This window comes from Novosphingobium sp. BL-S-19, assembly GCF_055521675.1.
This window is the reverse complement of the sequence record NZ_CM145497.1, coordinates 1354228-1378971: the sequence shown is the minus strand read 5'-3', so window position 1 is coordinate 1378971 and position 24744 is coordinate 1354228. Positions and strand designations below refer to the sequence as shown.

The following is a 24744-nucleotide window of genomic DNA, read 5'->3' as shown; positions in this document are numbered from 1 at the left end:
GCGGCAGCTTTTAGGGATCACTCATCTCAAGCGAACGGTCTCTTAACGGCCAGGATGCAGACCGCCGCGATGGACACCAACCGTCCTGCTATCCGCGGCAGGATCGAGCCGCGAACCGCGAAGGCAACTTCCCAAAGGCCCGGCTTGGCGCGGACGACTATTCGGCGGGATCGCCGTAGATGAACGCCACCGTGCCGGAGCGCAAACGCACCTCGCGGCGCTCGTAGTCTACCTCGTAGGCATCGGCGCTGGCGATATCGGCCGGCGAAAGCTTGAACAGCGTGCCTTCCACCGCGTCGTCCGGCTTGTCGCTGCGCTCCACCATCGGGTGCCAGCGCGTGCCGCTCTTGGCGATGACTTCGGGATCGGTAATTTCGATCATACGCTGCCGCCAGCCCGGAATGGCGTCCGCCTCGCCATCAATCAGCCGGCCGAACAGCGCTTGCTGCACGGCCGGATCACGCAAGGTGCCATAGGAGAACAGCAGGATGGTCTCCTCGCCAATCCCGCTCACGAGAGCGCCACGTTGACGATGCGCGGCTGGGTGAAATCCTCCATCCCTTCGATCCCCTGCTGACGGCCGATTCCGGACTGCTTGGCGCCGCCGAACGGCACGTCGAAGGGCAGGTCAAGATGGCGGTTGACCCAGACGGTGCCGCTTTCGATACGCGATGCCACGGCCATGCCGCGCTCCACATCGGAGGTCCACACCGTCGCGCCAAGGCCGTAGTCGCTGTCGTTCACGCGCGAAATCGCATCGTCCAGATCGTCATAGGCCAGCACCGGCAGAACCGGACCGAACTGCTCTTCCCGCACTAGGCGGGCATCGTCGGGCAGATCGCGCACGATGGTCGGGGCAATGAAATAACCGTCGCTTTGGATCGCCTCGCCGCCGGCCACCAGCGTGCCCTGCCCCTTGGCTTCCTCGATGAAGCCCAGCACCTTTTCGTACTGGGCGCGGTTCTGGATCGGCCCCATGGTGGTGCCCTGTTCAAGTCCATCGCCGACGACCGCGGCGCCCGCCTGCTGCGCCAGCGCGTCGCAGAGCGCATCCACCATGTCGCGCGGCGCATAGACTCGCTTGATCGCCAAGCAGATCTGGCCGGAATTGGTTGTCGCGCCGGCGAAGATGCGTGGAGCAACGCGGGCCACGTCGGCGTCGTCCAGCACCAGCGCCGCATCGTTGCCGCCCAGTTCCAGCGTGAAGCGCTTCAGCGTGTCGGCGGCGCTGGCCAGCACTTTCTTGCCGGTCGGCGTCGAACCGGTGAAGCTGACGTGGGCAACTTTGGGGTGACTGCTCAGTAAGGCGCCCAGATCGTTCTGGTCGGCCAGCGTCTGGAACACGCCTGCGGGCAGGATTTCTGCGGCAACCTCGCCCAGCAGCAGCGTGGTCAACGGAGTCGTCGGCGCGGGCTTGGCGATCACGGTGTTGCCGGTGATCAGCGCGGGCGCCATTTTCACGACCAGCAGCAAAAGCGGATAGTTCCATGGCGTAATCGCGGCCACCACTCCCAGCGGATAGCGCTGCTCCACGATCCGCACATCGTCGGTTTCGCGCAAGGTGCGCGGCGTCAGTTCCTGCTCGGCATAATAGGCAATGGCCGCGATGGAAGCGCCCACTTCGCCGCGCGCCTGATCGATCGGCTTGCCCTGTTCCTGCGTCAGCAGGCGGGCGAAATCCTCTGCTCGCGCGGTCATCGCCGCCGCGAGCCGCTCAAGATAGCTGCGACGATCCGCGTAACCAAGCGCTGCCCAAGCGGGAAAAGCCCGTTCTGCGGCGACAATCGCGGCCTCTGCTTGCGCTTCGTCGGCACGCGGGGCCAGCGCCAGGCGGCTACCGGTTGCCGGGTTGACGACTTCCATCGTGGAAGCGCCCGGCACGAGCTTGCCGTCGATAAGTAGTGCGTGTTCCATGCGCGATGCGTCCTAAGGCCTTGGTTTGGGGGGAATGACGACATGAGCCCGCAGCCCCCGCAAGGCAAGTGCGCGCGGCGAAGCCTCAGTTGCGCCGGGCGGCCTTCACCAATGCATAGCTGCTGATTCCGCAAAGCGTTGCCGCAAGGACGAATCCGATCCCCGCTCCCCACCGTGCTCCTGCCGCGCCGCCAAGAAATCCGCCGATCACAAGGCCCAACAGCGGCAGGACGACAAGCGACAGGCATCCGATGGCGACCACGAGCTTCCCTTCGTTGAGCGCGACGCCGCGCCTCTAAGAGTCCGCCTCAAAAATGCCCGCAGGGGCATTTTTGAGGCGGCACCGGCCCGCTCCCCCACCCTACCACCCGCAGGATACTACCGATGGGTGGTAGGGTGGGGGAGCGGGCCGGTGCCGCAAAATTCGCATTTCGCGAATTTCAAACGGTCTCTAAGGCCAATACCTGTTGCGCACCTGAACGGCACCTAACCGCACATTGGTTCCCGCCAAGCCACTCCATTCGCCGCGCCTGTGTCTCTATCCAAGGCATGGCGATGGCCAATTGTTCGGCCGGCTGCTTTTCCAAGTCCACCGGACGAATCGGCTTCTTCGATCAATCGCGATCGGAACAGGGCAGACCGTTCGGAAACGCCTTCCTGTCCGTGATGTCATCGCGACATCGTCAGCGGGTCGCCGGGAGGGCATCTTGAAAGAATTGCGGGTGGCGCCGGTAACACGGCGAGTGGGTCTCTCTTGTCAAAGCATCTTCGGGTAGCATGAACAACACGATCAATACTTCGGCGCGCTCGTTCGGGCTGCGCGCGCTGCTGGCGCTGGCCGCCACCCTGGGTCTTGCAGGCGGTTTTTCCTCGCAGGCCCTCGCTTCGCCGCTGCAGTGCGTGCCTTATGCCCGCGACCATTCCGGGATCGAGATCCACGGCAATGCCTGGACCTGGTGGGACAAGGCGCGCGGCGTCTACGCCCGCGGCAATGCGCCGAAGATCGGCGCGGTGCTGGCGATGGCGCCTTCGCAGGCAATGCCGCTGGGCCATGTCGCCGTCGTGGAGAAGATCGTGGATTCGCGCCACATCCTGCTGGACCACGCCAACTGGTCGTCGCCCGGCCGGATCGAGCGCGGCGCCCTGGCGGAAGACGTGTCCGCCGCCGGTGACTGGAGCGAAGTGCGCGTGTGGTACGCCCCCTCCGGCGGCCTGGGTTCGCGCAGCAATCCGGTTTTCGGCTTCATCTATGCCGAAACCAGCACCGACGCGAACGGCACGACCAGCACCGTTATCGCCGCCGCCGGCGATGACGAAAGCGACGCCGGCTGATTTTGAAAGGCTCTAGCGGGAGCCTACCAGCCTGACCGGCGCGGCTTCCTCTTCCACAACGCCATCCGCAAGGCGCCCCTGCGCCAGCACCCCTTGCAGGTACCGCGCATAGTCCGATTTGCCGAGCCGGACGATCGACCGTTCCAGTTCGCGATCGTCAATGAAGCCGCGGCGGAACGCGATTTCTTCCGGGCAGGCGATCTTCATGCTCTGGCGCTTTTCCAGAATGCGCACGAATTCGGCGGCGTCCATCAGGCTTTCCGGCGTGCCGGTATCCAGGCATAGCCCCGCCCCATCAGTTCCACCGACAGCGCCCCGCGCTCCAGATAGATCCGGTTGACGTCGGTGATCTCCAACTCGCCCCGCGCCGAGGGGCGCAAGTCCGCGGCGATGTCCACCACTTGCGCATCATAGAAGTACAGCCCGGTCACCGCCCAGTTCGAGCGGGGTAGTTCCGGCTTTTCCTCGATGGAGACGGCATTCATCTCGGCGTCGAATTCCACCACGCCGTATCGTTCCGGATCCTGCACGTGATAGGCGAAGACACTCGCTCCCGCGCGGCCTTGCACGTTGGCCTGCCCGTTGGCCTGTCCTCCAGCACGCGCCAGCAGTTCCGGCAACCCGTGCCCATGGAAGATATTGTCCCCCAGGATCAGCGCCGATGGGCCGCCGGCCACGAAGTCGGCCCCGATCACATAGGCCTGCGCCAGCCCTTCGGGGCGGGGCTGTTCGGCATATTCGATTTCCATGCCCCACTGGCTGCCGTCACCCAGCAAGCCCTGGAACGCCGGCAGGTCTCGCGGCGTGGAGATCACCAGCACCTGCCGGATCCCCGCCAGCATCAAGGTGCTGAGCGGATAGTAGATCATCGGCTTGTCATAGACCGGCATGAGCTGCTTCGAAGCGGCCAGCGTCATGGGGTAGAGCCTGGTGCCGCTTCCGCCGGCGAGGATAATGCCCTTCATGCGAACTCCCGACAGTGAGCGAACCGTACCGGACACGGTTACACCGTGCATGGCAACACCGATTTCGCACTATTCCCGGCGATTAAAGCCAAAAAGCGGGCCAGTTGCCCATACCCACGCTAGGGACCACCATACCCCATCCCGATTTTCACCACCCTGAAATCACCAAGGGAATGGCAGGCATACGTCCGCCTGCCAGATCAGTCGACATGGCTCTTTCCGCCGAAAATCGATCCGCCACCGAAAGACGCCGGCTCCGATTTGGACAAACGCCAAAGCATGTGCCGATTGCGACGAACCGTTAATAACTATAGGATGAGGCGAAATTAGATCTGTAATACCATTGCCCGAATATTTCTGCTTGGCGGAGCAGCACATACGGCCACCTCGTCTGAGGCGCTGCAATCCTTGGCGCATTGGAGAACAGAGGCGATCGATCCCTATGGCTACCGCAGTCTCCCTAGCAATACGCAATGCACTCGTCCGAGAGGGCGTGCGCCGTATTCTTTCGGATTCCTGGTTCGAGATCGTCGAGACCGTGGACGATCTGGCAGAACTTGGCCCGGCAAGCGGGCAAGTTCCAGGCCAAGTTCTGGGGCAGGGTCAGGTGCTTTCCCCGCCCGCTTCCCTGAACCCAAGCGCGCCGCCGCCCACCGGCAATCCCCATATCCTGGTGATCGACCGATCGCTGCTGGGCATCGACGGCGCCGGTACCGTGTCCGCCCTGCGGGACCGCTTTCCCGGCACGCGCATCGTCACCCTGGTCGATAGCTTCGACTTTTCGCAGATGGTCGCGATCTATGCCGCGGGCGCCTATGCCTACTTTCTGGACCATGTCCCCTATCAATCGCTGGTGGCGATGATGCAGATGGTGGCCGTTGGCCAGAAGGTGGCGCCACCCGAACTGGTCGATCTGCTGGACAATATCTTACTGGTTACGAGTTGCCCGCCCCAGCGCCCCCAGGTCGACATCTACAACCTGAACGAACGGGAACGGCGCGTGCTTGCCCATCTGGGGCAGGGACTACCCAACAAGGCGATCGCCCGTGATCTGGGGGTCAGCGAATCCGCCATGAAGGCGACCGTGAAGTCGATCCTGAAGAAGCTGGGCGTGCGCAACCGCACCCAGGCAGCGGTGATGGCGGGTGAACTGGCGCTGGCAGAACCTTTGCGGCGACAGCGCGAGGCGACAGCCGGCATCACAGCGCATGGCAGCAGCGGGATGCATCACCAGGCTCGATTCGCCGCCGCGGCAGAACGGATCGCCCCAAGGCGCAAGCCCTTCCATCGCGGCGATTTTGTTAGCTAACAGCTGCCGCATTTTTGCGCCATTATCCCAACACGCTCGTCGATTTTCATCCCTGTCTCGGCGACGGTGAGCTTTCCTTGTGTGCAAACGTCAACATAACTCTCACGGAGCAGGACCTACGCTCACCCGGCGATTTAGTATGAATTGCCCAGGCTCATGCGATGCCAAAGATACCTTCGTGCAAATCCATCCGGAAGTCCCGTTGCCCAAAATATAGCGTGACTCGCCCCGGTCACTAGGTAACACTACAGAGGAGGCCAAGTTGACCTCATCAATTAAATGGGGGAATTTCATGCATAGATTTGGCAATGATGATGCCGTGCAACTGACTGCACGGGAATTGGACGTTCTGCGTTATGTTGCGATGGGTCGTTCGGCAAAAGAAACGGCCATCGAATTGAATATTGCGCCCTGCACGGTTGAACGCCACGTGGAAAATGTGCGCCTGAAGACCAGGACGCGCAATCGGGCCCACATGATCGCGCATGTCATTCGCGAAGGCCTGCTTCAGCCCCAGCAATAAGCCAACAGGCAGTTCATGCCGATGGTCCCGGTCAGCCCACCAGGCGCCGCCGGGCCCAAGCGACCGCAAGGTCGCCCTTCAGGTCGTAATTACCGCAATCGATGTGGTGTCCTTCGACTTCCACGGCGCAAGTTCCGAAACAGGACGTAAGGCCGTGCCCGATACCGCAGTCGAACGATGACGGCGGACATGCGAACCCCTTGCCCAATGCCTTCATGCAGGCCTCCTTCCTGACCCACACGCCCAGGAAGGCGAGATCGGTGAGCGGACCAGCCGCTTCCAGAGCCGCCCGCTCGGCCGACGTGCAGTGGAGCGCCACCAGGTCCGCGGCATCCGCGATGGGACGCACCGTTTCCACATCCACGCCGATTTCGCAATCGGCCGACCATGCGATCAATATCGCTTCGCGGCTGTAGCTGATGCTGCACTGCGCCCCGCCGGCACCGGACAGACAGGGCTTTCCGAATGCGTTCGGCACGTAGCGCTGGCGCGCTGCCGGCACCCCGAAATAGTATTCGCCCAGCACCCGCAAGGCGCAATGCGCGGCCAGATAGCGGCGGGACAGAAAGCCATTGATGAAACGTCCGGCCCGGGCGCTTTCCGCATGGTCCAGACAGGCGACGAGATCGCTGTCGAGCGCGTCGGGCACTGTCACCAGCCACAACGGGAATGGCGCCGCTATCCGCGTCCCCGCAAGGCCGGCTCGTTTCAGCGCGCTGCCCGCACGCCACGCTCCTGCCCCGTCCCCCATCCATGCAGGCGAAGCGCTATGCACGGCCGAATCCGCGCCCCTGCTCTCGCTTTCGATCGCGCGCCCATGGCGGCACCAGTGCACTGTGGCGGGCAAAATCGCGCATAAACCGGTAGGGATCCGTTTGCCGCTGCCGCGAAAGCCGCCGCTTGACCTCGAACACCCCGCGCGCAACCATCCAGGCCATGTCGGCCACCATTGCGTAGGCGCGCCCATGGTTCTTCACGAAATAGTGACGGCGCGAATCGAACCAGTATTCCGGCATGCGCCGCCGGCCGGAATCCCCCTCCTTCACCCCTGTGCTCTGTCCAGCAATGTGCAGCACCAGCGCGTTCGGCAGATACCACGATTGCCAGCCTTCGGCGCGAGCCATTCGGCAGAAGTCGGTTTCTTCGTAGTAGAGGAAAAAGTCCTCATCGAAACGCAGGCCGGCCTCCAGCACCTCCCGGCGGATGGCCATGCTTGCGCCGCTTACCCAGTCTACCGGCATGGGGGCGCTGCCCATGGGGCGCAGGACGGCGCTGTCCGCCAGCACGCGCGAAGCCACACTCCAGCGCAGCCCCCCCTCCAACTCGCCCAGGATGCTGGGAAAGCGGAAGGCGTAGGGCCAGGGCTGCCCGTCACCTTCCAGCAGCCCGGTTCCGACTATGCCTGCGGCCGGCGCGCGCGCCATGAAACGTGTGAGGGTCCGTGTCGCGCCCGGCATCACGCGGGTGTCGGGATTGAGCAGCCAGACCGTTTCGGCCGGGTCCTCCTGTGCCAGCAGCTCTGCAAAGCCCATGTTGTTGCCCGCGCCGAAACCGCCATTCACGGGCGAGCGGATCAGCCGCGCCCAGTTCCAGCCGCGGCGTTCTATGGCCTTCTCGATCACGGCGGCGGAATCGTCGGGCGATGCATTGTCCACCACGAAAGCCCGCAATTGCAGATCGGGCGCGCGCTCGGCGGCAAGGCTTTCCAAGCAGGCGACCACCAGCGGCCCGGTTCGATAATTCACAAGGACGACGTCGACGCACGATGTTGGCCCTGATTTTGGCCCCGATGTTGAGCTGGCTTTCGGGGCGGCCGCGTCTGCCACGGGAACCGCCGTCATTCCGCGGCAACTCCCAGCATTTCGACGGGAATGATGTCTGCGGGCACTCCGATGGGTTCGCGCCGCGCATCGGCGGATCGCAAGGCGGTTTCGGCCAGCGCGCTATCCAGCGCCTCCTGGAACAGGGGGGCCAGCGTATCGACATGGGGCTCCTGCAGGTTGCTGCCATGCCCGCCCGGCACGTCCACGATCACGATCTCGTCACGCACCCGCTTGCCCCAGCCCAGCGCATAATCGCGATAGGTCATGCGGTACGGCAGATCGTCCGGCAGGTCCGTCAGGTGGCTGGCCTTGAACAGGGCCACCATGCCGCCTTCGAAAATCCCCTGCGGCCGGTGTTCGCGGTGCGCCACTTCGTAAAGCTTGAGAAACGACATGGCGGGCCGTGGCGCCGGGCCGGCCGGTGCGGGACCGCTTCCGGCGCGCAGCGACTGGACCTCGCGGCGATCGCGGATCAGCCTAACGCGCGATCCCACTTCCCAACGCGCCATGTTCCATCCCCGCCGCGCCAGTTCGGACAGCACCTGCTTGGTGCCGAGCCCGGCCACCCGTGCACGCACACGCGCCAGGCGCAGGCGTGAATTGCGGAAGCGCAGCTTGCGCGCCTCTACATCGGCGGCATCGATGATGCCCACGAAGGCCACCTGCTCGCCCAGATCCTGCAACTGCCGCGCAACCTCGAAGGCGATCACGCCGCCAGCGCAAAGCCCGCCCAGCAGATAAGGGCCGGTGGCCTGCGCCTGCCGAATCCGACTGACGAAATGGGTCGCCATCTCGTCTATCCGGGTATGGGCATAGTTGCCGTCCGCCTTGCGCAGCGGCTCCAGCCCCAGCACCGGGCGCGAGGTATCCAGACGAAGCGCGAGCCCGCGATAGAGCAGCGTTTCGCCCAGCCCGTCATGGATGAGGAACAGCGGCGTGCCGGCCCCTCCCTTGCGGATGGTGATAATGCCGTCTTCGGCCGTATCGACAGCGGCAGCATCGCCGACATTGCCAATGGCCCGGCTGTCCGGATCGATGATCGCCGCCAGATTGGCCACGGTCGGCTGCCCCAGCATCGCCGCCAGCGGCAGCGTCTGCCCGGTCTTGCGGCGCAAGCGGTTGGTGAACTGCACGGCCAGTAGCGAATGGCCGCCAAGATCGAAGAAATTGTCGTGCCGGCCAACCGATTCCATGCCCAGCAGGTCGCACCAGAGATCGGCGATGGTCCTCTCCGCCTCGGTCGCGGGAAGGTCGGCAGGATCGGCGCCGCTGCCGCTTGCCGGGGCGCGCCGGGTCGGTTTGCGCAGACGGGCCAACACGCCGGCCAGCGGATAGGGAGAGATCACCGTATGCGAACGCCCTGGCCCAGACAGCAGGCGGTGCACCACCTGCACGCCCTCTTCCGGCAGGATCGCTTCCGCCAGAGTCCCGTGAGAGGGCGTGCCGACGGCGACGCCTTGCGGGGGGGCGCCGTCACGGCCCAATTGCCCGGTATCGGCAACCCGCATCATCGTGAATTCGCAGACTTCGGCCAGCACCATGCCGTCCGGATCGGTGATCGTGACGTTGAACACGGCCGTGTGCCCACCGTCCTCTCCACCGCGCAGCCGCACGTGGCTGACGATCTCCGCCGGCAGCGGGGCGTGGAGCAGGAACCTGCGATAGGTGAATGGGGCGTGGAAATCCTGCAGCGGATCGCGGCCGGGGATCAATGCCTGCGCGCCCGCAGTCGCGAAATCGAGCAAGGCAGGGTGAAGGGCGATCTCTTGAAGATCGCCGCGAAACCGCTCGGGCAATTCCAACTGCAACAGCGCCTCACCTCTGCCCAGCAGCGTGCGGGAGAGGTTTTGCCAGCGCGGGCCGAACTGCATTTTCGGCTGATCGGCGCTGCCGCCGCTGCCCGGCCGGCAACGCTCCGCAATCGCGTCCAGATCGAGCGCGGCGTTCAGCGGCGCGGCGGCGTGGCTGCGCACCAGTCCGCGCGCATGTTCCACCCAGTCGCCACCCGTTTCGGGTCGGCCAAGGATGGCCACGCGCCATCCCCCTTCGGCCCGGCGCCGGGCGTGGATGCGCAGCGCACGCGCCTCCCCATCGGCGACGCGGAACGGGCGCAGGAACGAGAAATCCGAAAACTCCAGCGGTCCGGGCATTGTCAGGGCGACCGCCGCCCGGGCCAGTTCGAGATAACCGGTCCCGGGCAGCAGCGCCCCCGCATCGGCGACCCGATGCTCGTCAAGCACCCAGTCCCGCTGGGGAGACAGGGTGCCGGTGACAACGAATTCCTGGCTGGAGATCCGGTGGATCGCATCCAGGAAAGGATGGCTGATCGCCTCGGCCGGCCCAAGGTTCGCCGGCATCTCGCCGACTGCGCTGTCCTGCCGGTTGAGCGCGGCGGCCATGCCGACTTCGGCCCATTGGCTCCACCCGATCGACAGCACGCGCGTAACCGGATCGTGCCGGCGCGCGCGGGCATAGGCGTCCAGGAACGCATTGGCGGCGGCGTAATCGATCTGGCCGGGAATGCCGGCAAAGGCGCTGATCGAGGAGAACAGCGCGATGAATTCGGGCTCGCGGCCCTGCAATGCCTGTTCCAGCGCCAGCGTGCCGTCCACCTTGGGCCGCAACACCGATTGCATGTCGGCATGGGTTCGCGTTTCGATCAGGCCATCGTCCAGCGTGCCGGCGGCGTGGAAGACGCCGGTGATCGGCCCGAACCGCGCCTCTGCGCGGCGCAGGCCCCGCCGCAAAGCGCGGACATCGGTCACATCGGCCGTGACCAGTTCGACTTCCGCGCCCGCCGCCTCCAGCGCCAGCAGCTTGCGGACACGTTCCTCGCTCGCGAGCGGCAATTCTCCACGAGCCAGCAGCGTGGCCCAGCGATCGCGCGGGGGCAGCGGGGTCCGGCCGATCAGCACGATCCGCGCACCGAACCGGCTTGCCAGATCGCGCGCGATGGTCAGGCCGATGCCGCCAAGGCCGCCGGTGATCGCGTAAGTGCCACCCTTGCGCAGCCAGCCCGGTCGCTCTGCCGGAAGCGCGCCTGCGACCATGCGATGATCGAGCGTCCAGCCCTCCCCGCCGCGCACTGCCAGATCGCGGCCATCCGGCTCGGCGATGGCGGCGATCACCCAGTCGGCAAGCGCGGAAACCGCCTTGGGGTGGGCGCCTGCGACATGATCGATGTCGATGGCGCGCAGGCGCAGCCCCGGATACTCGGCCGATACCGTGCGCGCGGCGCCAATGGCAGTTGCCTTTAGCGGCGCGCTGACGGCTTCGCCGCCGATGCCTTGCGCGTGATTGGTGACCAGCGCCACGGCTACGTCCCGACCATCGCAGGCATCGGCCAGTTCGGGGGCCAGCGCCGCAAGGCTGTAGAGCCCGCGCTCAAGGCACTGCTCCGTGGATTGACGGACAATCGAGTGGCCAGGGCCGGCGTCGCCCGATACCAGCCAGCAATGATGCACCTGGCGCGGCAGCAGATCCCGTTCCGCGAGCCGGCCGAGCAGCCAGCCCCAATCCATCCGCTGTCCCGGCCGCACGACATAGGCGCCTTCCGCCGTTTCCAGGCAGCGCTTGCCGGCCCGCACCGTGGCGACGCAGACGCCTTTTGCGCGCAGACGTGCCGCCAGACGATCGCCGAAGCCGGCTTCATCGCAAAGCACCAGCGCCGGGCCTTCCATCGGCTCTCCCGCCGGAAAGTCGCAGCGCGACCAGACCGGCTCGTTCGCCCAGTCGGCCAGGTCCAGCCGGGTATCGTCTGCCGCATCGGCCGCCGCGCTCATCAGGCTCTGGCCCGGCTCGATCCAGTGGCGCTGCCGCTGGAAACGGTAAGTCGGCAGCGGAATGCGCAGCCGCCTTTCGCTTCCCCACCATGCCTTCCAGTCCACATCGACGCCGGCGGCCCAAAGCTCGCCCAGCGCCTGCATCCAGCAGGCATCGTCCGCCACCGCCTGATCGCGGTGGCGCATCGAACTCACGACCGGCTGCGTCGCCGGGCGTCCGGGATGATGGCGGGCAAGGCTGGCCATCGTGCGGCCGGGGCCCACTTCCAGAAGCAGGCGTTCGGGATCGTCCAACAGGCGCTGCAAGCCATCGGTGAAGCGCACCGGTTCCCGCAAATGGCGAACCCAGTATTCGGGATCACGCGCCTCTTCGGTGCGAACCCAGTCGCCGGTCAGGTTGGACGCGAACGGGATCGTCGGCGCCCGCAAGACCATGCCCTGCAGCAGGCTGCGGAATTCGGGCAGGATGGGATCGAGCATCGGCGAATGCGCAGCCACGGTGATCGGGATCGGCTGGGTCTCTATCTCCTGCGCGGCCAGTTCTTCCTGAAACCGGGCGATCGCCCCCGCAGCGCCCGACACGACGCAAAGGCGCGGCGCGTTGATCGTGGCGATGGACAAGTCCGCTGGCAGGATCGCCGCCAGTTCCGCTTCGGATAGCGGCACGCCCAGCATCGCCCCTTCGCCGGTGGTTTCGAACAGGCGGCCACGGGCATGAACGATGCGCAGCCCTGTTTCCAGATCGACCACGCCGGAAATGTGCGCCGCCGCATATTCGCCGCAGCTATGCCCGATCATCGCCGTGGGCGCGATCCCAATCGACATCCACAGCCGCGCCAGCGCGGTCTGCACGATGAACAAGGCGGGCAGCGCCATGGAGGGCCGCTCAAGTTCCTCCACGGCGCGGGCGCGGTCCGCTTCTTGCGGGAACAGCCAGCGCCGCAAGTCCGGCACGCCGATCCCTGCCGCCAGCGCCAGCCCCCGATCGACCTCGGCCCGGAACACCGCCTCGGTCTCGTAAAGATCGCGCGCCATGTCCACATGCTGGGGACCGCCGCCGCAGAACAGGAATGCGACCGGACGACCGGGAACACAGGGTGGCCGGACCGCCATGTCCAGCGCCGCCGATTCCAGCGCGGTTACGGCGGCCTCAGCGTCGGTCGCGACGGCAAAGCGCCGCGCCGGCAGATGGCGGCGCCCGGCGATCAGCGTGAAGGCGGCATCGGCCAGCGAGGTTTCGGGATGCCGCGCGAAATGGCCGCCCAATACCGCAAGATTGGCGCGGGCGGCATCCACCCCCTGCCCCGATGCCAACAGCAGCTGGCACCGGCGGCTGGTGCTGCCGGGTGCGCGAAGGGGGGCTTCCTCCATCACCACGTGGGCATTGGTGCCGCCCACACCCAAGGAGCTGACCCCGGCGCGTCGGGGGGCGTGAGCACGCCGGGGCCAGTGCACGTTCGAGGCCGGCACCGTGAAGGGGCTGGCATCGAGCGCACAATCGGGATTTGCCTTGGTGAAATGCGGAACCGCCGGGATCTCCCCATGGCGCATGGCCAGCGCCACCTTGATCACGCCGGCGGCGCCCGCAGCGGTATCGGTATGGCCGATATTCGCCTTTACCGAGCCGAGCGCACAGCGCTTCGCAGGATCCGCGCCGCCCGCGAACGACGGGGCGAAGACCTGGGTGAGCGCGGCCACTTCGATCGGATCGCCGATCGGCGTGCCGGTGCCATGGGCCTCCACATAATCGATTTCGGCAGGATCCACGTCGGAAACCGCCAGCGCCTCGGCAATGACCGCAGCCTGCCCGTCAACGCTGGGCGCGAGATAGCCCACCTTGCCGCTGCCATCGTTGTTGATGGCGGAACCGCGCAGCACCGCGTGGATGTGGTCGCCGCTGGCAATGGCATCCTCCAGCCGGCGCAGCGCCAGCACGGCGACACCGCTGCCGAACACGGTGCCCTTCGATGCCGCATCGAACGGGCGGCACATCCCATCCGGCGAAAGGACTTCCCCTTCCTCGTAGAGATAGCCCTGACGGTGCGGCAGTTCGATGGAGGCGCCGCCCGCAAGCGCCATGTCGCACTCGCCCGAAAGCAGGCTCTGCATCGCCATGTGGATCGCCACCAGCGACGTGGAGCAGGCGGTCTGCACATTGATGCTCGGGCCCTTGAGGTCCAGCAGGTAGGAGACGCGGGTGGTCAGGAAATCCTTGTCGTTGCTGGTATGGCGCAGCAGGAACAGGCCCACGTCCTTTACCAACTTGCCGTTGGTCAGCAGGTTGAAGGGCATGTAGGCATTGTGGCCCGATCCGGCGAAGACGCCGATGGTGCCCCCCGCTCCCGCGCCGGTATCGGCAGCGAAACCTTGCGGGGTGTGGCCGGCATCTTCCAGCGCCTCCCACGAGCATTCCAGGAAATGGCGGTGCTGCGGGTCCATGATCGCCGCATCGCGCTGGCTCAGGCCGAACAGCGCGGCATCGAAGCATTCCATATCGGCCAGTGGGGCGGCGCGGCGCACATAGTCCGGGTTGCGCAGCAGCGCTGCAGAAACGCCGGCGGCCAGCAGGTCCGCCTCGGCCAGCGTCTCTATCCCCTCTCGCCCGTCCCGCAGCAGGGCCCAGAATTCGTCGGGATCGCGCGCGCCGGCGAAGCGGCAGGACATGCCGACGATGGCGATGGACGAACCGGCAGCGGCAAGCGTGCCATCGTCGAAGGAGCCGAACGACTGGTGCATGATCTCAGAACCCCGATCCGATTGGCGTGCCCACGCGCGGACCTGCCCGCACCGCGCCGCGCCGCATCAGTGCGGAACGGCGGGCCAGCGCGCGCTCGTTCATCTCGCGCGGCGCGGATGGATCGCTTGCCTCTCCGGCGGAAAGGTGCGCGCCCAGCGCGGCGATGGTGGGAAAACGAAATACGTCGGTCAGCGCCAGCGGACGCGGCGCGATGGCGGCAAGGCGGCGATGCGCCTGAATGGCCAGCAGCGAATGGCCGCCGATATCGAAGAAGTTCTCTCCGCGGCCGACATGCGGCACTTTCAGCAGATCGCACCAGACGGCGGTGATCTGCGCCTCGATCTCGGTCAGCGGCGTCGTTTCCGCAGCGCTTGCCTCCGCGGCGGTGTCGGTCTGCGGGGCGGCGGGGGCCACCGTTGCCGAATCCGGCAGCGCGTGGCGGTCGATCTTGCCGTTCGGCGTGCGGGGCAGTGCGTCCAGCACCACGAGCGTGCCGGGCACCATGAATTCAGGCAGGCCGGCGCGCAGATGTTCGCGCAGCACGTCCACCTGCACGGGGGCATCGCGGAACGAGAGATAGCCCACCAGCCGAGTCGCCGCGCCGTCCCGCCGGGCCGCGACGACCGCCTCGGCGACGGCGGGATGCGCGGTCAGCGCCGTCTCGATCTCGCCCAGTTCGATGCGATAGCCGCGTATCTTTACCTGATGGTCCAACCGGCCAAGGAACTCCAACGTGCCGTCGGCGCGCTGGCGGGCAAGGTCGCCGGTGCGGTAGGCCCGCTCTCCGGCCGTAAAGGGGTGCGAGACGAAGCGCTCTGCGGTCAGCTCGGGCCGCGCATGGTATCCGCGCACGACGCCGGCGCCGCCGATCACCAGTTCGCCGGGCGTTCCGGGCCGAACCGGCTGCTGCCGGCGGTCGAGAATGTAGATCTGCTGGTTGGCCAGCGGCCGCCCGAGCGGCGGGGCGGCTTCGCCCGGATCCAGAACGTGGACGGCGGACCACACCGTCGTCTCCGTCGGCCCGTACATGTTCATGACGCGGCCGTGGACCAGCCCGGCCATGTCCTGCGCCAGTTGCGGCGGGAATGCCTCTCCGCCCACCATCAGCCGGCGCAGTGCGGCCAGCGCCGGGCGTGCGGCGGGATCGCCGGCCAGCACCTGCAGCAGCGAGGGCGTGCACTGGAGATGCGTAACCCCGTGGCGCGCCATGAGTTCGTGCAGCGAGGTGTCCGCCGCATCCTGGCCGCCCTGCCCCGCCTGCACACGCGCGCGCAGCCGGTCCAGCACCGGCAGGTGGCCGATCACGGTATCCACCGCCACGCCGAAATCGATCAGGCAGCCCACTTCATTCACGCCAACTGCGGAGAGCCGGGCGATAAGTTCCAGATTGTCCTCCGGCGTGCCGAACAGGCCGCTGGTTTCGAAATAGCGTTCGAACGCATGTTCCAGCAGCGCGTCGGTCTCTTCCGCGCTCAGCGTGTCCAGGCTGATCGCCTCCACTTCGCCGCCCGGCCGTTTGAAGGCCGGGAAGGACCAGGCATACTGGTGCAGCAGGTTGGTGGCCGTGCGCAGGTATTCCATCAGCGGCTCCCGCACGATCTGGCGCACGGTGGCCTCGTCCTCGCCCAGGAATGTGTGCAGCATCAGCGTGGCATGGCCATCGCCGGGATGCCCTGCCTCACGCCACGCGGCGCGATAGGCGGCCAGCTTTTCGGCCACGTCCTCGATCGACTGACCCAGCAGGTGGGTCAGCACATTGGCACCCACGCGGCCGGCCTCGATGAAGGTCGCGACATTGCCGGCCGAGGTGATCCATACCGGCAGTTCGGGCTGAACGGGGCGCGGATAGGTCCGGATTTCCACATCGTTGCCCAGCGGGCCGGGGTAGGACCGCGCCTCCCCGCGCCAGAGCCCGCGCACGTCGTCCATGCAGCGGCGCAAGGTGCCTGCCTTGTCCGCGAAGGCGGCCGGGTTGAACACGAAGTCGTCAGGCTGCCAGCCAGAGGCGAAGGCGATGCCCACGCGGCCGCCCGAAAGGTTGTCCACCAGTGCCCATTCCTCGGCAATGCGCAGCGGGTGGTGCAGCGTGCCCACCACGCTGCCCGCGCGGATCTGCACCCGCGTGGTGCTGGCGGCGATGGCGGCGGCGGCCACCGAGGGATTGGGATAGGGCCCGCCGAAAGCGTGGAAGTGCCTTTCCGGCGTCCACACCGCCTCGAACCCATGGGCGTCGGCAAAACGCGCGCCTTCCAGTAACAGGCGGTACTGCTCCGCCGCGCTGCCCGCGCTGGAGCTGGCGAAGTAGAACAGGCTGAAACCCACATGGCGCTGCGCAGCCGCCGGCCTGATATCGCCGCGCACTTCGCGCTCATTGGCGATGACGACGTGATAACCGTGCATCAGCGGCCAGAGCAGCTCCAGAACCGAGATGTCGAAGCTGAGGCTGGTGACGGCCAGCCAGGTGCCCTCGTGCTCCAGCTTGGCATCCATGCCTGCGAAGAAGTTCAGCAGGTTGCGATGCTCCACCATCACGCCCTTCGGCAACCCGGTAGAGCCCGAGGTGTAGATCATGTAGGCAAGGTGATCGCCGCCAGACCGGCGCTCGACCGGGCTGTCCGGAAACGCGGCAAGCCCGGCGCGCAGGTCTTCGATCCGCACCACCTTGGCATCGCCGGTGGCCAGATCGCCCACCAGCGCCGCTTCGGTAAGGATCAGCCTCATGCCCGAATCCGCGACCATGTGGGCAAGCCGGTCGCGCGGATAGGCAGGATCGAGCGGAACGTAGGCACCGCCCGCCTTGTGAATGCCGATCAGGCAGGCCAGCATCTCCACCGAGCGGGAAAGGTGCAGGCCCACCAGCACATCCGGCCCGACACCGCGCGCGATCAGGGCATGGGCGATGCGGTTGGAAAGCGCGTCCAGCGCCGCATAGGAAAGCGCAGTGCCGCACGCGGTCACCGCCGTCCGCTCGGGCGTGCGGGCGGCCTGCGCGGCGAAGCCCTCATACCACGTCGCCAGGGGCAGTGGGGGCGCCTCGGTCGCATTCCATTGCACGATCACGCGATCGCGTTCGGCTTCGGTCAGCAGCGGCAGACGGCCCACCGGCAGTTCGGGCGAAACGGCAGCGGCGGACTGCATCGCTTCGAAAGCGCCGCGCAGATCGTCCACCTCGTCCGGCAGGACGCGGGTGGCATCGAAAGTCCAGCGCCATGTTGCGGATGCTGCGCAGATCGCGATGGCCAGCACAGTGCCCTTGGACGGTTCCGCATCGGCAAGGCTGTCGACCAGATCCACGCTGACGGGATGAGCGAAACCCGCACCGCCCCGCAGTTCCGGGCTGCGCGCGATCAGATCGCGGGCCACGGCGACATGGCGATGCAGGTCGGCGATTTCGCGTTCCACCGTCTCGCGCAGAACCGCCAGCGGCGCATCGAAATCCACCCCGACCTTGAACGGCACTTCCCCGGCAAACCACGGGGCGACATCCTCCAGCCGCGAGCGCCCCACTTCGTCGCCATAGCCGATTTCCACGCTGTCCCGGTCTGCGCAGCGGGCAAGGCAGGCGATCATCGCGGTCAATGCCGCCATCGCCCCGCACCCTTCGGGCAACGGCATGTCGAGCGAGGTCCAGACCGGTCCGCTCTCTGGCGAAGGCGGGCGAAAAGCGGGCAGTTGCAGGCTTTCGCGCTGGGCCAGACGGCGGCGCCACCACGCCTCGAACCGACCGGCGGCCGCATCCAGCGTCTCAAGGCTGGCGCGCTGGTCGACATCAAGGGTGTCGAACACGCCGCCTTCCAGCACATCCAGCGGCGCGCCGTCGAGATCGGCCAGCCCCTCGATCCGAATATCGCCATGACCCGTCGCAACGATGGGTGCGGGGCCGGAATGCAGGATCGTGCCCGGCAGCGCGCCCGAATGCCCCCCCGAATGCCCCCCCGAATGACTGTCGAGAACGGTCACGCCCTTCACCAGTACCAGCCGGTCGCCCAGCAGCGCCTTCGGGGCGCCCATCGGGTTGGCATAAGCGCCATAGTCCAGCGCCCCCACCAGCCGCGCGATTTCTGCAGCCGGGCGCGTCCAGTCGATCGTTGCGGCGGCAGCCGGGCGGTCTGCGCGGCCGAACATCCGCAGGGGCGGTTGCTCCTGCGGAACGGCAGTGGCCACCGCGCCCTGCAGATCGGCCACGATCGTTGCAAAGCTGCGCAAGCCGGCCTCGAAACAACGGGTATTTAGCGAAAGCGCGGTTTCCCCCTCAGCAATCGAGAAAGTTTCCGCCGCCAGCACCGCGCCGCGATCGACCTCGCGCGTCATCAGGTGCCAGGTCACGCCATGAGCCGCTGCATTATCCAGCAGCGCCCAGACCGGCGTGTTCAGGCCGGCCCGATCCGGCAGAGGACCATCATGGAAATTGACCGCGCCGCGCGCCGCCAGCGCCAGAACTTCGCCGGGAAGCACCGAAAGGTTGGAAATGCTGAACAGCCAGTCGACCGAGCCGGTCCCGCCTGCCAGCAAGTCGCGTTGGCGAGAGAACAGCGGGATCCCGGCGCGCCGCGCCCAAGCCGCCGCCGGAGAGGAAGGCGATGCCAGCACTGCAACGATCGCATGGCCGTTCGCGCGCAGCAATTCCCCGCATTCGGCAAGAAGCGTCTCGTTGCCGACAAGTATCGTGCGCATTTGCGCGCGATCACTACTGCCGGGTTCGATACTGGAAGCTGCAACAAGAGGATCGATAGTCACGTCAGTCGTCCCACCCATGGACTTCCTCCTTGTCCAAACAGCCTATCGGCTCCGTCACGGAACGGCCATTTCATCAACTCAGTCCGGAATTTCATGGTGGGGGTACCCGCAGGCCAAATTGGCGGCGGCATCGGCCAAGATGAAATGGGCGCGGAATCCGCCGCCAGGTTGACGATTGGCGCCGTTAGCGATTGGACCGGCAAGGCACGGTCACTTGTATTCGATCAACCCCGTGGTGCGGGGCCGCTCTGCCTTGGCGCGGCGGCGGCGCCACCAATAATCGGACTGACCCTGAAGGTGCGGCAGCTTGCCCAGGGTGATGAAGCTGGCGTCCAGCGGGCCGCTGCGCAGGCACACCCGCGTCCACAACACCGGCCAGAGAAGCCACATGGGCGGCAGGGCCCAGATCAGATTGCTGATCACTTTGTGCCGCAACCGGGGATCGTATGCGCCCCGCAGCACCAACCCTTCCGCCATCGCATAGCCGCTGCGGCGATTGCGCTGCCACCACTGCGAAAAGCGCATCATCGCCGCGTCGTGGATCGTCATTTCGGCATCGAGCCGCCTGATCTTCCACCCGTTGCGGCGGATGCGGCAGCACAGTTCGGGCTCCTCCCCGGCGATCAGATCCTCCCGATATCCGCCCACCGCACGCAGCGGCGCAACGCGGAACAGCGCATCTCCGCCGCACGTCGATACGAGCCCGACCGGCGTGTTCCACTCATTGTCGCAAAGCTGGTTGTAGGGGCTGGCGTGGGGATCGCGTTCCCGCCTGCGGCCGCATACGGCGGCAAGATCGCCATCGCCGCGCAGCGCGGCCAGCGCATGGTCCAGCCACCCGGGTACCAGTTCGCAATCGCCATCGATGAAGTGAACGAACTCCAGGTCCGGATATCGGCGTACCAGCCAGTCCAGCCCGGCATTGCGCGCGCGGGCAGCCGTGAAGGGAGTTGCGGGATCAAGTTCCACTACCGGCAAGCCTTGGCCTGCGGCCCGCCTCACGCTGCCGTCGACCGATCCGGAATCGACATAGACCGCGCGGGTGGCCTGGCGCTGCACGCTGGCGATGGCCAGTGCCAGCCGGTCCCCCTCATTACGGCCGATAATGACGAAACCGACCTCGTCGTGCGTCCCACCGATCATGGCCCCCGCTCCGTCCTTATCCAGTTGCGCTCACGCCGGGTTACGAATTGCACCAGCAGCGGCAGCTTCCACAGAATGTAGCCCGGTATCCGGGCCAGGCTGGCGGCCGGCAGAACCGCGCGGCCATGCCGCCACCAAGCGGCCGCAAGGGCGATGGTCAGCGCCAGTGCGGCACTCAGCAGCAGCAGGGTCGGGCCGGCAAGGCCCACAGCCGCCAGCGAAAGCCCTACAGCGCCGCCAAGTACCGCGACCAGCAGCACGGTGGGCGGCACCAGCAGATCCAGCGCGACGAAGGCAAGGCGGGGACGCCCGGAAAGCCCCGCCACGATCAGGCGCGGTGCGAAACGGATGGCGCTCTGGAGCATGCCATGTTCCCAGCGGCGGCGCTGCCCGGCGGTGCCTCTTGCGGAGCTGGCGGCGCTGACAAATCCGGCCGAGCCTGCGAACCGCACGTGCCGGCCGGCAAGCAACAAGTCCATGCCCATGTCCAGGTCTTCCACCAGCGAGGCGGCGGACCAGCGCATCCCGGCAAAGACCGCGCGCGGGAAGGCCATACCGGATCCCTGCAACAGGGCCGCGCCGGCCAATCGATCCAGCGCCAGTTGGCGGACCAGATTCTTGATCAGGAAGGCAAGGCAGGACACGCGCACTACCGCTTCCGCATCGGCCGGCGGCGTCATCAGATACGCACCCTGCACAACCGCATTGCGGTGCACCGATGCTGCCGCCAGCGCGGGAATAGCGCCCGGTAGCGGCAGACAATCGGCGTCGATGACGATGACGGTCGCGAATGCATGCCCTGCCCGCTGGCTATCGATGAAAGCGCGGCCGAATTCCAGCGCATGTCCCTTGCCGCGCCGCGCCGGATCCACCCGCTCGATAACCGTCGCCCCCAGCGAGCGGGCAATGGCGGCGCTATCGTCGGTGCAATTGTCCGCCACCACCACCAGTTCGTCCTGCGTGCGCAGTTGCGCCAGCACCTCTGCAACCACGGCGGCGATCCCGCTCGCCTCGTCATGCGCGGGCATGAGCACGATGCAAGGGCGGCTATCCGCTTCCTCCGACCGGTGGCCCTGCGCGGAGCGCCCCGCACCTACCGCGCATTCCAGCGCAAGCACCAGGGCCGGCAAGGCCACCGGAACGGCAAGTATCCAGGCAAGCGCAAGGATCATCGCTTCAGAAGGATCCAGCCCATTTCCGCAACAGCCATCGTCGCACCGCCTCCCAGCTTGCCGCCACGGCCTGCGCACGGGGCACCCCCCGCGCAGCACCGTATGCTTCAGAATAGATCGCAATGAATGGGCCGCGGCAGACCTGAAACTCCCTTGGAAGTTCTCATGATCGACAGCCGCCATGGCGACCCATAGAGTTTTCGCACGAGGTTCGGACGGAGAGTTGCGCGTGCCCTTCGAAGCAGGCTCACCAGGCGAAGAGTGCCCCCGGGTCGCCGCCTGATGCCGTTTCCCAATACTGCGGAAGCCGGCTCGCCGCCAAAGCCATCGCTGATATCGCGCGTCCGGACGCTGGTCCTGCGCGATACCAATGTGGTGGTCGTATCCGTCATTCTGAACAACCTGCTGCGCGCCGTCAGCGGGATGATCCTGACAAGGCTGCTGGTGCCGGAGGTTTTCGGCATTTCCGGGATCATCGGATCGATCCAGTTCACCGTCACGCTGGCAACGGACCTGGGGTTTCAGCCCTTCGTGGTGCGCCACAAGGACGGGGATGATCCGCGCTTCCTGGATACCGTGTGGACGGCCGCCCTGGTGCGATCGATCTTCCTGGGGCTGACACTGGTCGCCTTGGCCCAGCCTCTGGCGATGCTATTGGAAAAGCCGGAACTGACGCCGGTAATCGCCGCCTCCAGCCTGACGTTCCTGTTCGACGGACTTTCGTCCACCTCCCTGCTGACCGCGCTGCGCCAGCGTATGGTGCTCAAGCTGTCGATCATCGATATTGCCGCACAAGTGGTGCAGATCGCGGTGAGCGCCGTGCTCGCCTATTTCTGGCGCAGTTACTGGGCGATCCTGGTCGGAATGCTGACGAACGGCGCGTTCAGGATGGTCCTGAGCTATGCCGCGTTCGACAATGCCTTCCGCAAGTTGCGCCTGGACGGTGAAACCCTGCGCGAACTGTGGTCCTTTGCCCGTTACGTCACGGGTTCCAGCATCATCTTCCTGATCATCTCGCAATGCGACAAACTGGTTCTGGCCAAGATCATGCCGCTGGACGATTTCGGCTTCTACGTGCTGGCCGGCAACCTCGCCTCCGCACCGCTTGGCTTCGCGGCCGCCTATAACACGCGCGTGCTCTATCCGGCCTATGCGCAAATGTGGCGCGAAGGGCAGGCGGATCTGAAGGCCCGGTTCTATGCCCGGCGGCGACTGCCTGCCTTGCTCTACGTCTTCGCCAGCGGCGGCATCATCGGCGCCGCGCCCGCCATCGTGCGGTTCCTGTACACCGCGCGCTATGCGGAGGCGGCCGTCTACCTGCAGATCCTGGGCATATCCTCGCTGCTGGCTCTATCGTCCTATGCGGCGCACGAAACGCTTACTGCCGTGGGCAACGCGCGCGCGTTTCTTGAGGCGAATACGGCCAAGCTGGTCTGGCTGGTCGTCGCCGGCGGCATCGGCTTTCTGACTTATGGCGCGTTCGGGCTGATCGTGGCGGTGGGCCTGATGGAAGTGCCCGCGCTGCTGCTGCGCTGGCAACGGCTGAGCACATTCGATCTGCTGGATCTTCGGCAGGAACTTTTGATCCTGATGGTCGCCCCGCTGGGCATGGCGGCAGGGCTGCTGGTCGACGTGGTCGTCATCCGCCTGCTGGGCTGATGCGCCGCCCTCGGCATTTTGAAAACCTTCAACGCGCGAGAACGGCTTCCGGCGCGACATGCGCGAGGGATGCGCGCAGCGGTTCGATTTCACGCGCCGTCCGGCTGCGTATCTCGATACCGCGCAGCGCGCAGCCGAAACCAAAAAGGGCGAAAGTGATGCTGGCCGGGCGCGCACCGAACGAAGTGAAGGCGAACATCACGATCAGCATCGCCAGCGAGGCGAACACGAACGCGCCGGCATCGCGCCCCTGCCCCACGGTCCAGTTCCGGCAACGTGTCCAGGCTTGGAACATCGGGGCCGCGAAACTGCCGACGAACAGCGCCAGCCCGCCGATGCCCGATACCAGCGCCACCCAGATAAAGCTGTTCACGTAGTCGATAATCCCCTCTCCCTGGCGCAAGTCCCCCAGGACGATGTCCAGCTGGCCCATCGAGTATCCCGTGAAGGGACGCAGCATGATCTGCGCCGTGCCGCGTTGGAACAGCATCTTGCGATATTCGGCAGTGTCCGCCGATCCGGCGGAAAACCCCACCGCATTCGCAAAGGTCGATGAAAGGCCGGCCAGTACCAGAACAATCGCGGCCAGCACCGCAATCACCATGCACCGCCTTGTCAACGAGGCGTAATCGCGGCGATAGATGTCGATCAACAGCCAGCCGATCACTACGCCCATCCAGGCCCCGCGCGATCGCGGCACCGACGTGCCCAGGAACAGTATGGCCAGAAGCAGGTAATGCCGCAGGCGCGATCGGAAATCGTCCCGGAGCAACCACAGCCCTGCCATGCACACCGCCAGCACCAGCGCGGCCGAGGTCGATTCCATGAATGGCCCCGCCGCGCGCACGATGCCGCCGCGCACCTTCAGGTAGAACATGCTCGGCACGCCGTAATGCTCGTAAAGTTCGTTGTAGAGGCTCCAGGCCCGCGCCGCTTCGAAAATCATGAAAGAGGCCAGCGCCATCCCGCCGCAGGCGAACCAGCGGATCGTCGTGCGAAGCTCCGCCGCGTTCGCAATGCCCCGGCTCAGTACGTAGTACGGAAAGCCCAGGTGCAGCACCACGCTGCAGCCGGTGCGCAGCATGTTGGTGGCGCTCGTATCGCGTCCGAAAGCCAGCGTGAACAACACGATCAGCGCCAGCACCCAGCGGTCTGCCACGAACCTTCCGGGGTGGCGAACCGGATTGCGGGCGATCGCAATGACGCTGCCCAGCGCCAACGCATCCTGCACGCCGAAGGGGATCAGTTTCAGCTGACCGATCTCGATGGGAACGTCCAGCCCCGGTAGCAGCAGGAGGCAGAACAGGTAGACGCCGGCGATCCGGTCCCGCCGGCCCGCCATCACCGGAACCCAGAAGCACATGACGAAAAACAGCAACAAAAGGTTCGGCAGGGTCCAGGCGACGATCGGCGCCAGCAGGGCGCCGAGCATCGCACGGATCATCATGTCCTGCCGAAACTCACGTCGCAGCGAGCATACGAAAAGGGCGACGCCGGACATGCCGACCAGCGCCGCATAGACGGCCATGTGGCTGGAAACCCAGACGCCCGCGACAAGCCCCGGTACCGCCAGCGCTGCCACGCAGGCCAGCAATGGCCGGAGGTTCAGTTCGCCCGGCCTGGCGGGGCCGGATCGCGCTTCGATCAT

The 24744-nt window shown here is 66.2% G+C and carries 14 protein-coding genes and 1 pseudogene; 4 read left to right on the top strand and 11 right to left on the bottom strand.

Annotation, left to right across the window (positions count from 1 at the left end; translation table 11 throughout):
* Positions 1-157: 157 nt before the first annotated feature.
* The 3 genes from ACZ1JV_RS05910 to ACZ1JV_RS05900 form a co-directional block, all read right to left on the bottom strand.
* Entirely contained in the window at positions 158-514 is a 357-nt protein-coding gene (locus tag ACZ1JV_RS05910; RefSeq protein ID WP_465148755.1) for a gamma-glutamylcyclotransferase family protein, read from the bottom strand.
* Positions 511-1914 (bottom strand): aldehyde dehydrogenase family protein, encoded by a 1404-nt coding sequence (locus ACZ1JV_RS05905; protein ID WP_465148754.1) that lies wholly within the window; start codon positions 1912-1914, stop codon positions 511-513. Before ACZ1JV_RS05905 ends, ACZ1JV_RS05910 begins: the two co-directional genes overlap by 4 nt.
* Before the next feature lie 85 nt (positions 1915-1999).
* Positions 2000-2176 (bottom strand): hypothetical protein, encoded by a 177-nt coding sequence (locus tag ACZ1JV_RS05900; RefSeq protein WP_465139771.1) that lies wholly within the window; start codon positions 2174-2176, stop codon positions 2000-2002.
* 515 nt (positions 2177-2691) lie between these two features.
* On the opposite strand from ACZ1JV_RS05900, the gene ACZ1JV_RS05895 reads away from it, so the two are divergent.
* Complete coding sequence (locus ACZ1JV_RS05895; RefSeq protein ID WP_465148753.1) at positions 2692-3246, top strand: CHAP domain-containing protein; 555 nt, start codon at positions 2692-2694, stop codon at positions 3244-3246.
* Between the two features lie 12 nt (positions 3247-3258).
* Here the strand turns inward: ACZ1JV_RS05895 and rfbA are convergent.
* Positions 3259-4211, bottom strand: a pseudogene (rfbA, locus tag ACZ1JV_RS05890) (glucose-1-phosphate thymidylyltransferase RfbA).
* 442 nt (positions 4212-4653) lie between these two features.
* Here rfbA and ACZ1JV_RS05885 point away from each other — a divergent pair.
* Positions 4654-5520 (top strand): LuxR C-terminal-related transcriptional regulator, encoded by an 867-nt coding sequence (locus ACZ1JV_RS05885; RefSeq protein WP_465148752.1) that lies wholly within the window; start codon positions 4654-4656, stop codon positions 5518-5520.
* A gap of 262 nt (positions 5521-5782) precedes the next feature.
* Complete coding sequence (locus tag ACZ1JV_RS05880; protein ID WP_465139775.1) at positions 5783-6043, top strand: response regulator transcription factor; 261 nt, start codon at positions 5783-5785, stop codon at positions 6041-6043.
* 31 nt (positions 6044-6074) lie between these two features.
* Here the strand turns inward: ACZ1JV_RS05880 and ACZ1JV_RS05875 are convergent, their stop codons facing one another.
* The 6 genes from ACZ1JV_RS05875 to ACZ1JV_RS05850 all read right to left on the bottom strand — a co-directional run bounded on the left by ACZ1JV_RS05875 (position 6075) and on the right by ACZ1JV_RS05850 (position 21437).
* Positions 6075-6692, bottom strand: coding sequence for a 4'-phosphopantetheinyl transferase family protein (locus ACZ1JV_RS05875; RefSeq protein WP_465139776.1), 618 nt, complete (start codon positions 6690-6692; stop codon positions 6075-6077).
* Between the two features lie 118 nt (positions 6693-6810).
* Positions 6811-7788, bottom strand: coding sequence for a glycosyltransferase family 2 protein (locus ACZ1JV_RS05870; protein WP_465148751.1), 978 nt, complete (start codon positions 7786-7788; stop codon positions 6811-6813).
* Positions 7789-7880: 92 nt separating this feature from the next.
* The gene (locus ACZ1JV_RS05865) at positions 7881-14384 is read right to left on the bottom strand and encodes an SDR family NAD(P)-dependent oxidoreductase (protein ID WP_465148750.1); all 6504 of its coding nucleotides are present in this window, start codon (positions 14382-14384) and stop codon (positions 7881-7883) included.
* 4 nt (positions 14385-14388) lie between these two features.
* Positions 14389-19140, bottom strand: a complete 4752-nt coding sequence (locus tag ACZ1JV_RS05860) for a MupA/Atu3671 family FMN-dependent luciferase-like monooxygenase (RefSeq protein WP_465148749.1) — start codon at positions 19138-19140, stop codon at positions 14389-14391.
* A gap of 192 nt (positions 19141-19332) precedes the next feature.
* Positions 19333-20265, bottom strand: coding sequence for a glycosyltransferase family 2 protein (locus ACZ1JV_RS05855; protein WP_465148748.1), 933 nt, complete (start codon positions 20263-20265; stop codon positions 19333-19335).
* Positions 20262-21437 (bottom strand): glycosyltransferase family 2 protein, encoded by a 1176-nt coding sequence (locus tag ACZ1JV_RS05850; RefSeq protein WP_465148747.1) that lies wholly within the window; start codon positions 21435-21437, stop codon positions 20262-20264. The genes ACZ1JV_RS05855 and ACZ1JV_RS05850 overlap by 4 nt, the downstream gene beginning before the upstream one ends.
* A 282-nt stretch (positions 21438-21719) precedes the next feature.
* On the opposite strand from ACZ1JV_RS05850, the gene ACZ1JV_RS05845 reads away from it, so the two are divergent.
* Positions 21720-23096: an oligosaccharide flippase family protein gene (locus tag ACZ1JV_RS05845; protein WP_465148746.1), complete on the top strand. Its 1377-nt coding sequence runs from the start codon at positions 21720-21722 to the stop codon at positions 23094-23096.
* 28 nt (positions 23097-23124) lie between these two features.
* Here the strand turns inward: ACZ1JV_RS05845 and ACZ1JV_RS05840 are convergent, their stop codons facing one another.
* Positions 23125-24744 carry an O-antigen ligase family protein gene (locus ACZ1JV_RS05840; protein WP_465148745.1) on the bottom strand — a complete coding sequence of 540 codons (1620 nt, stop codon included), beginning with the start codon at positions 24742-24744 and terminating at the stop codon, positions 23125-23127.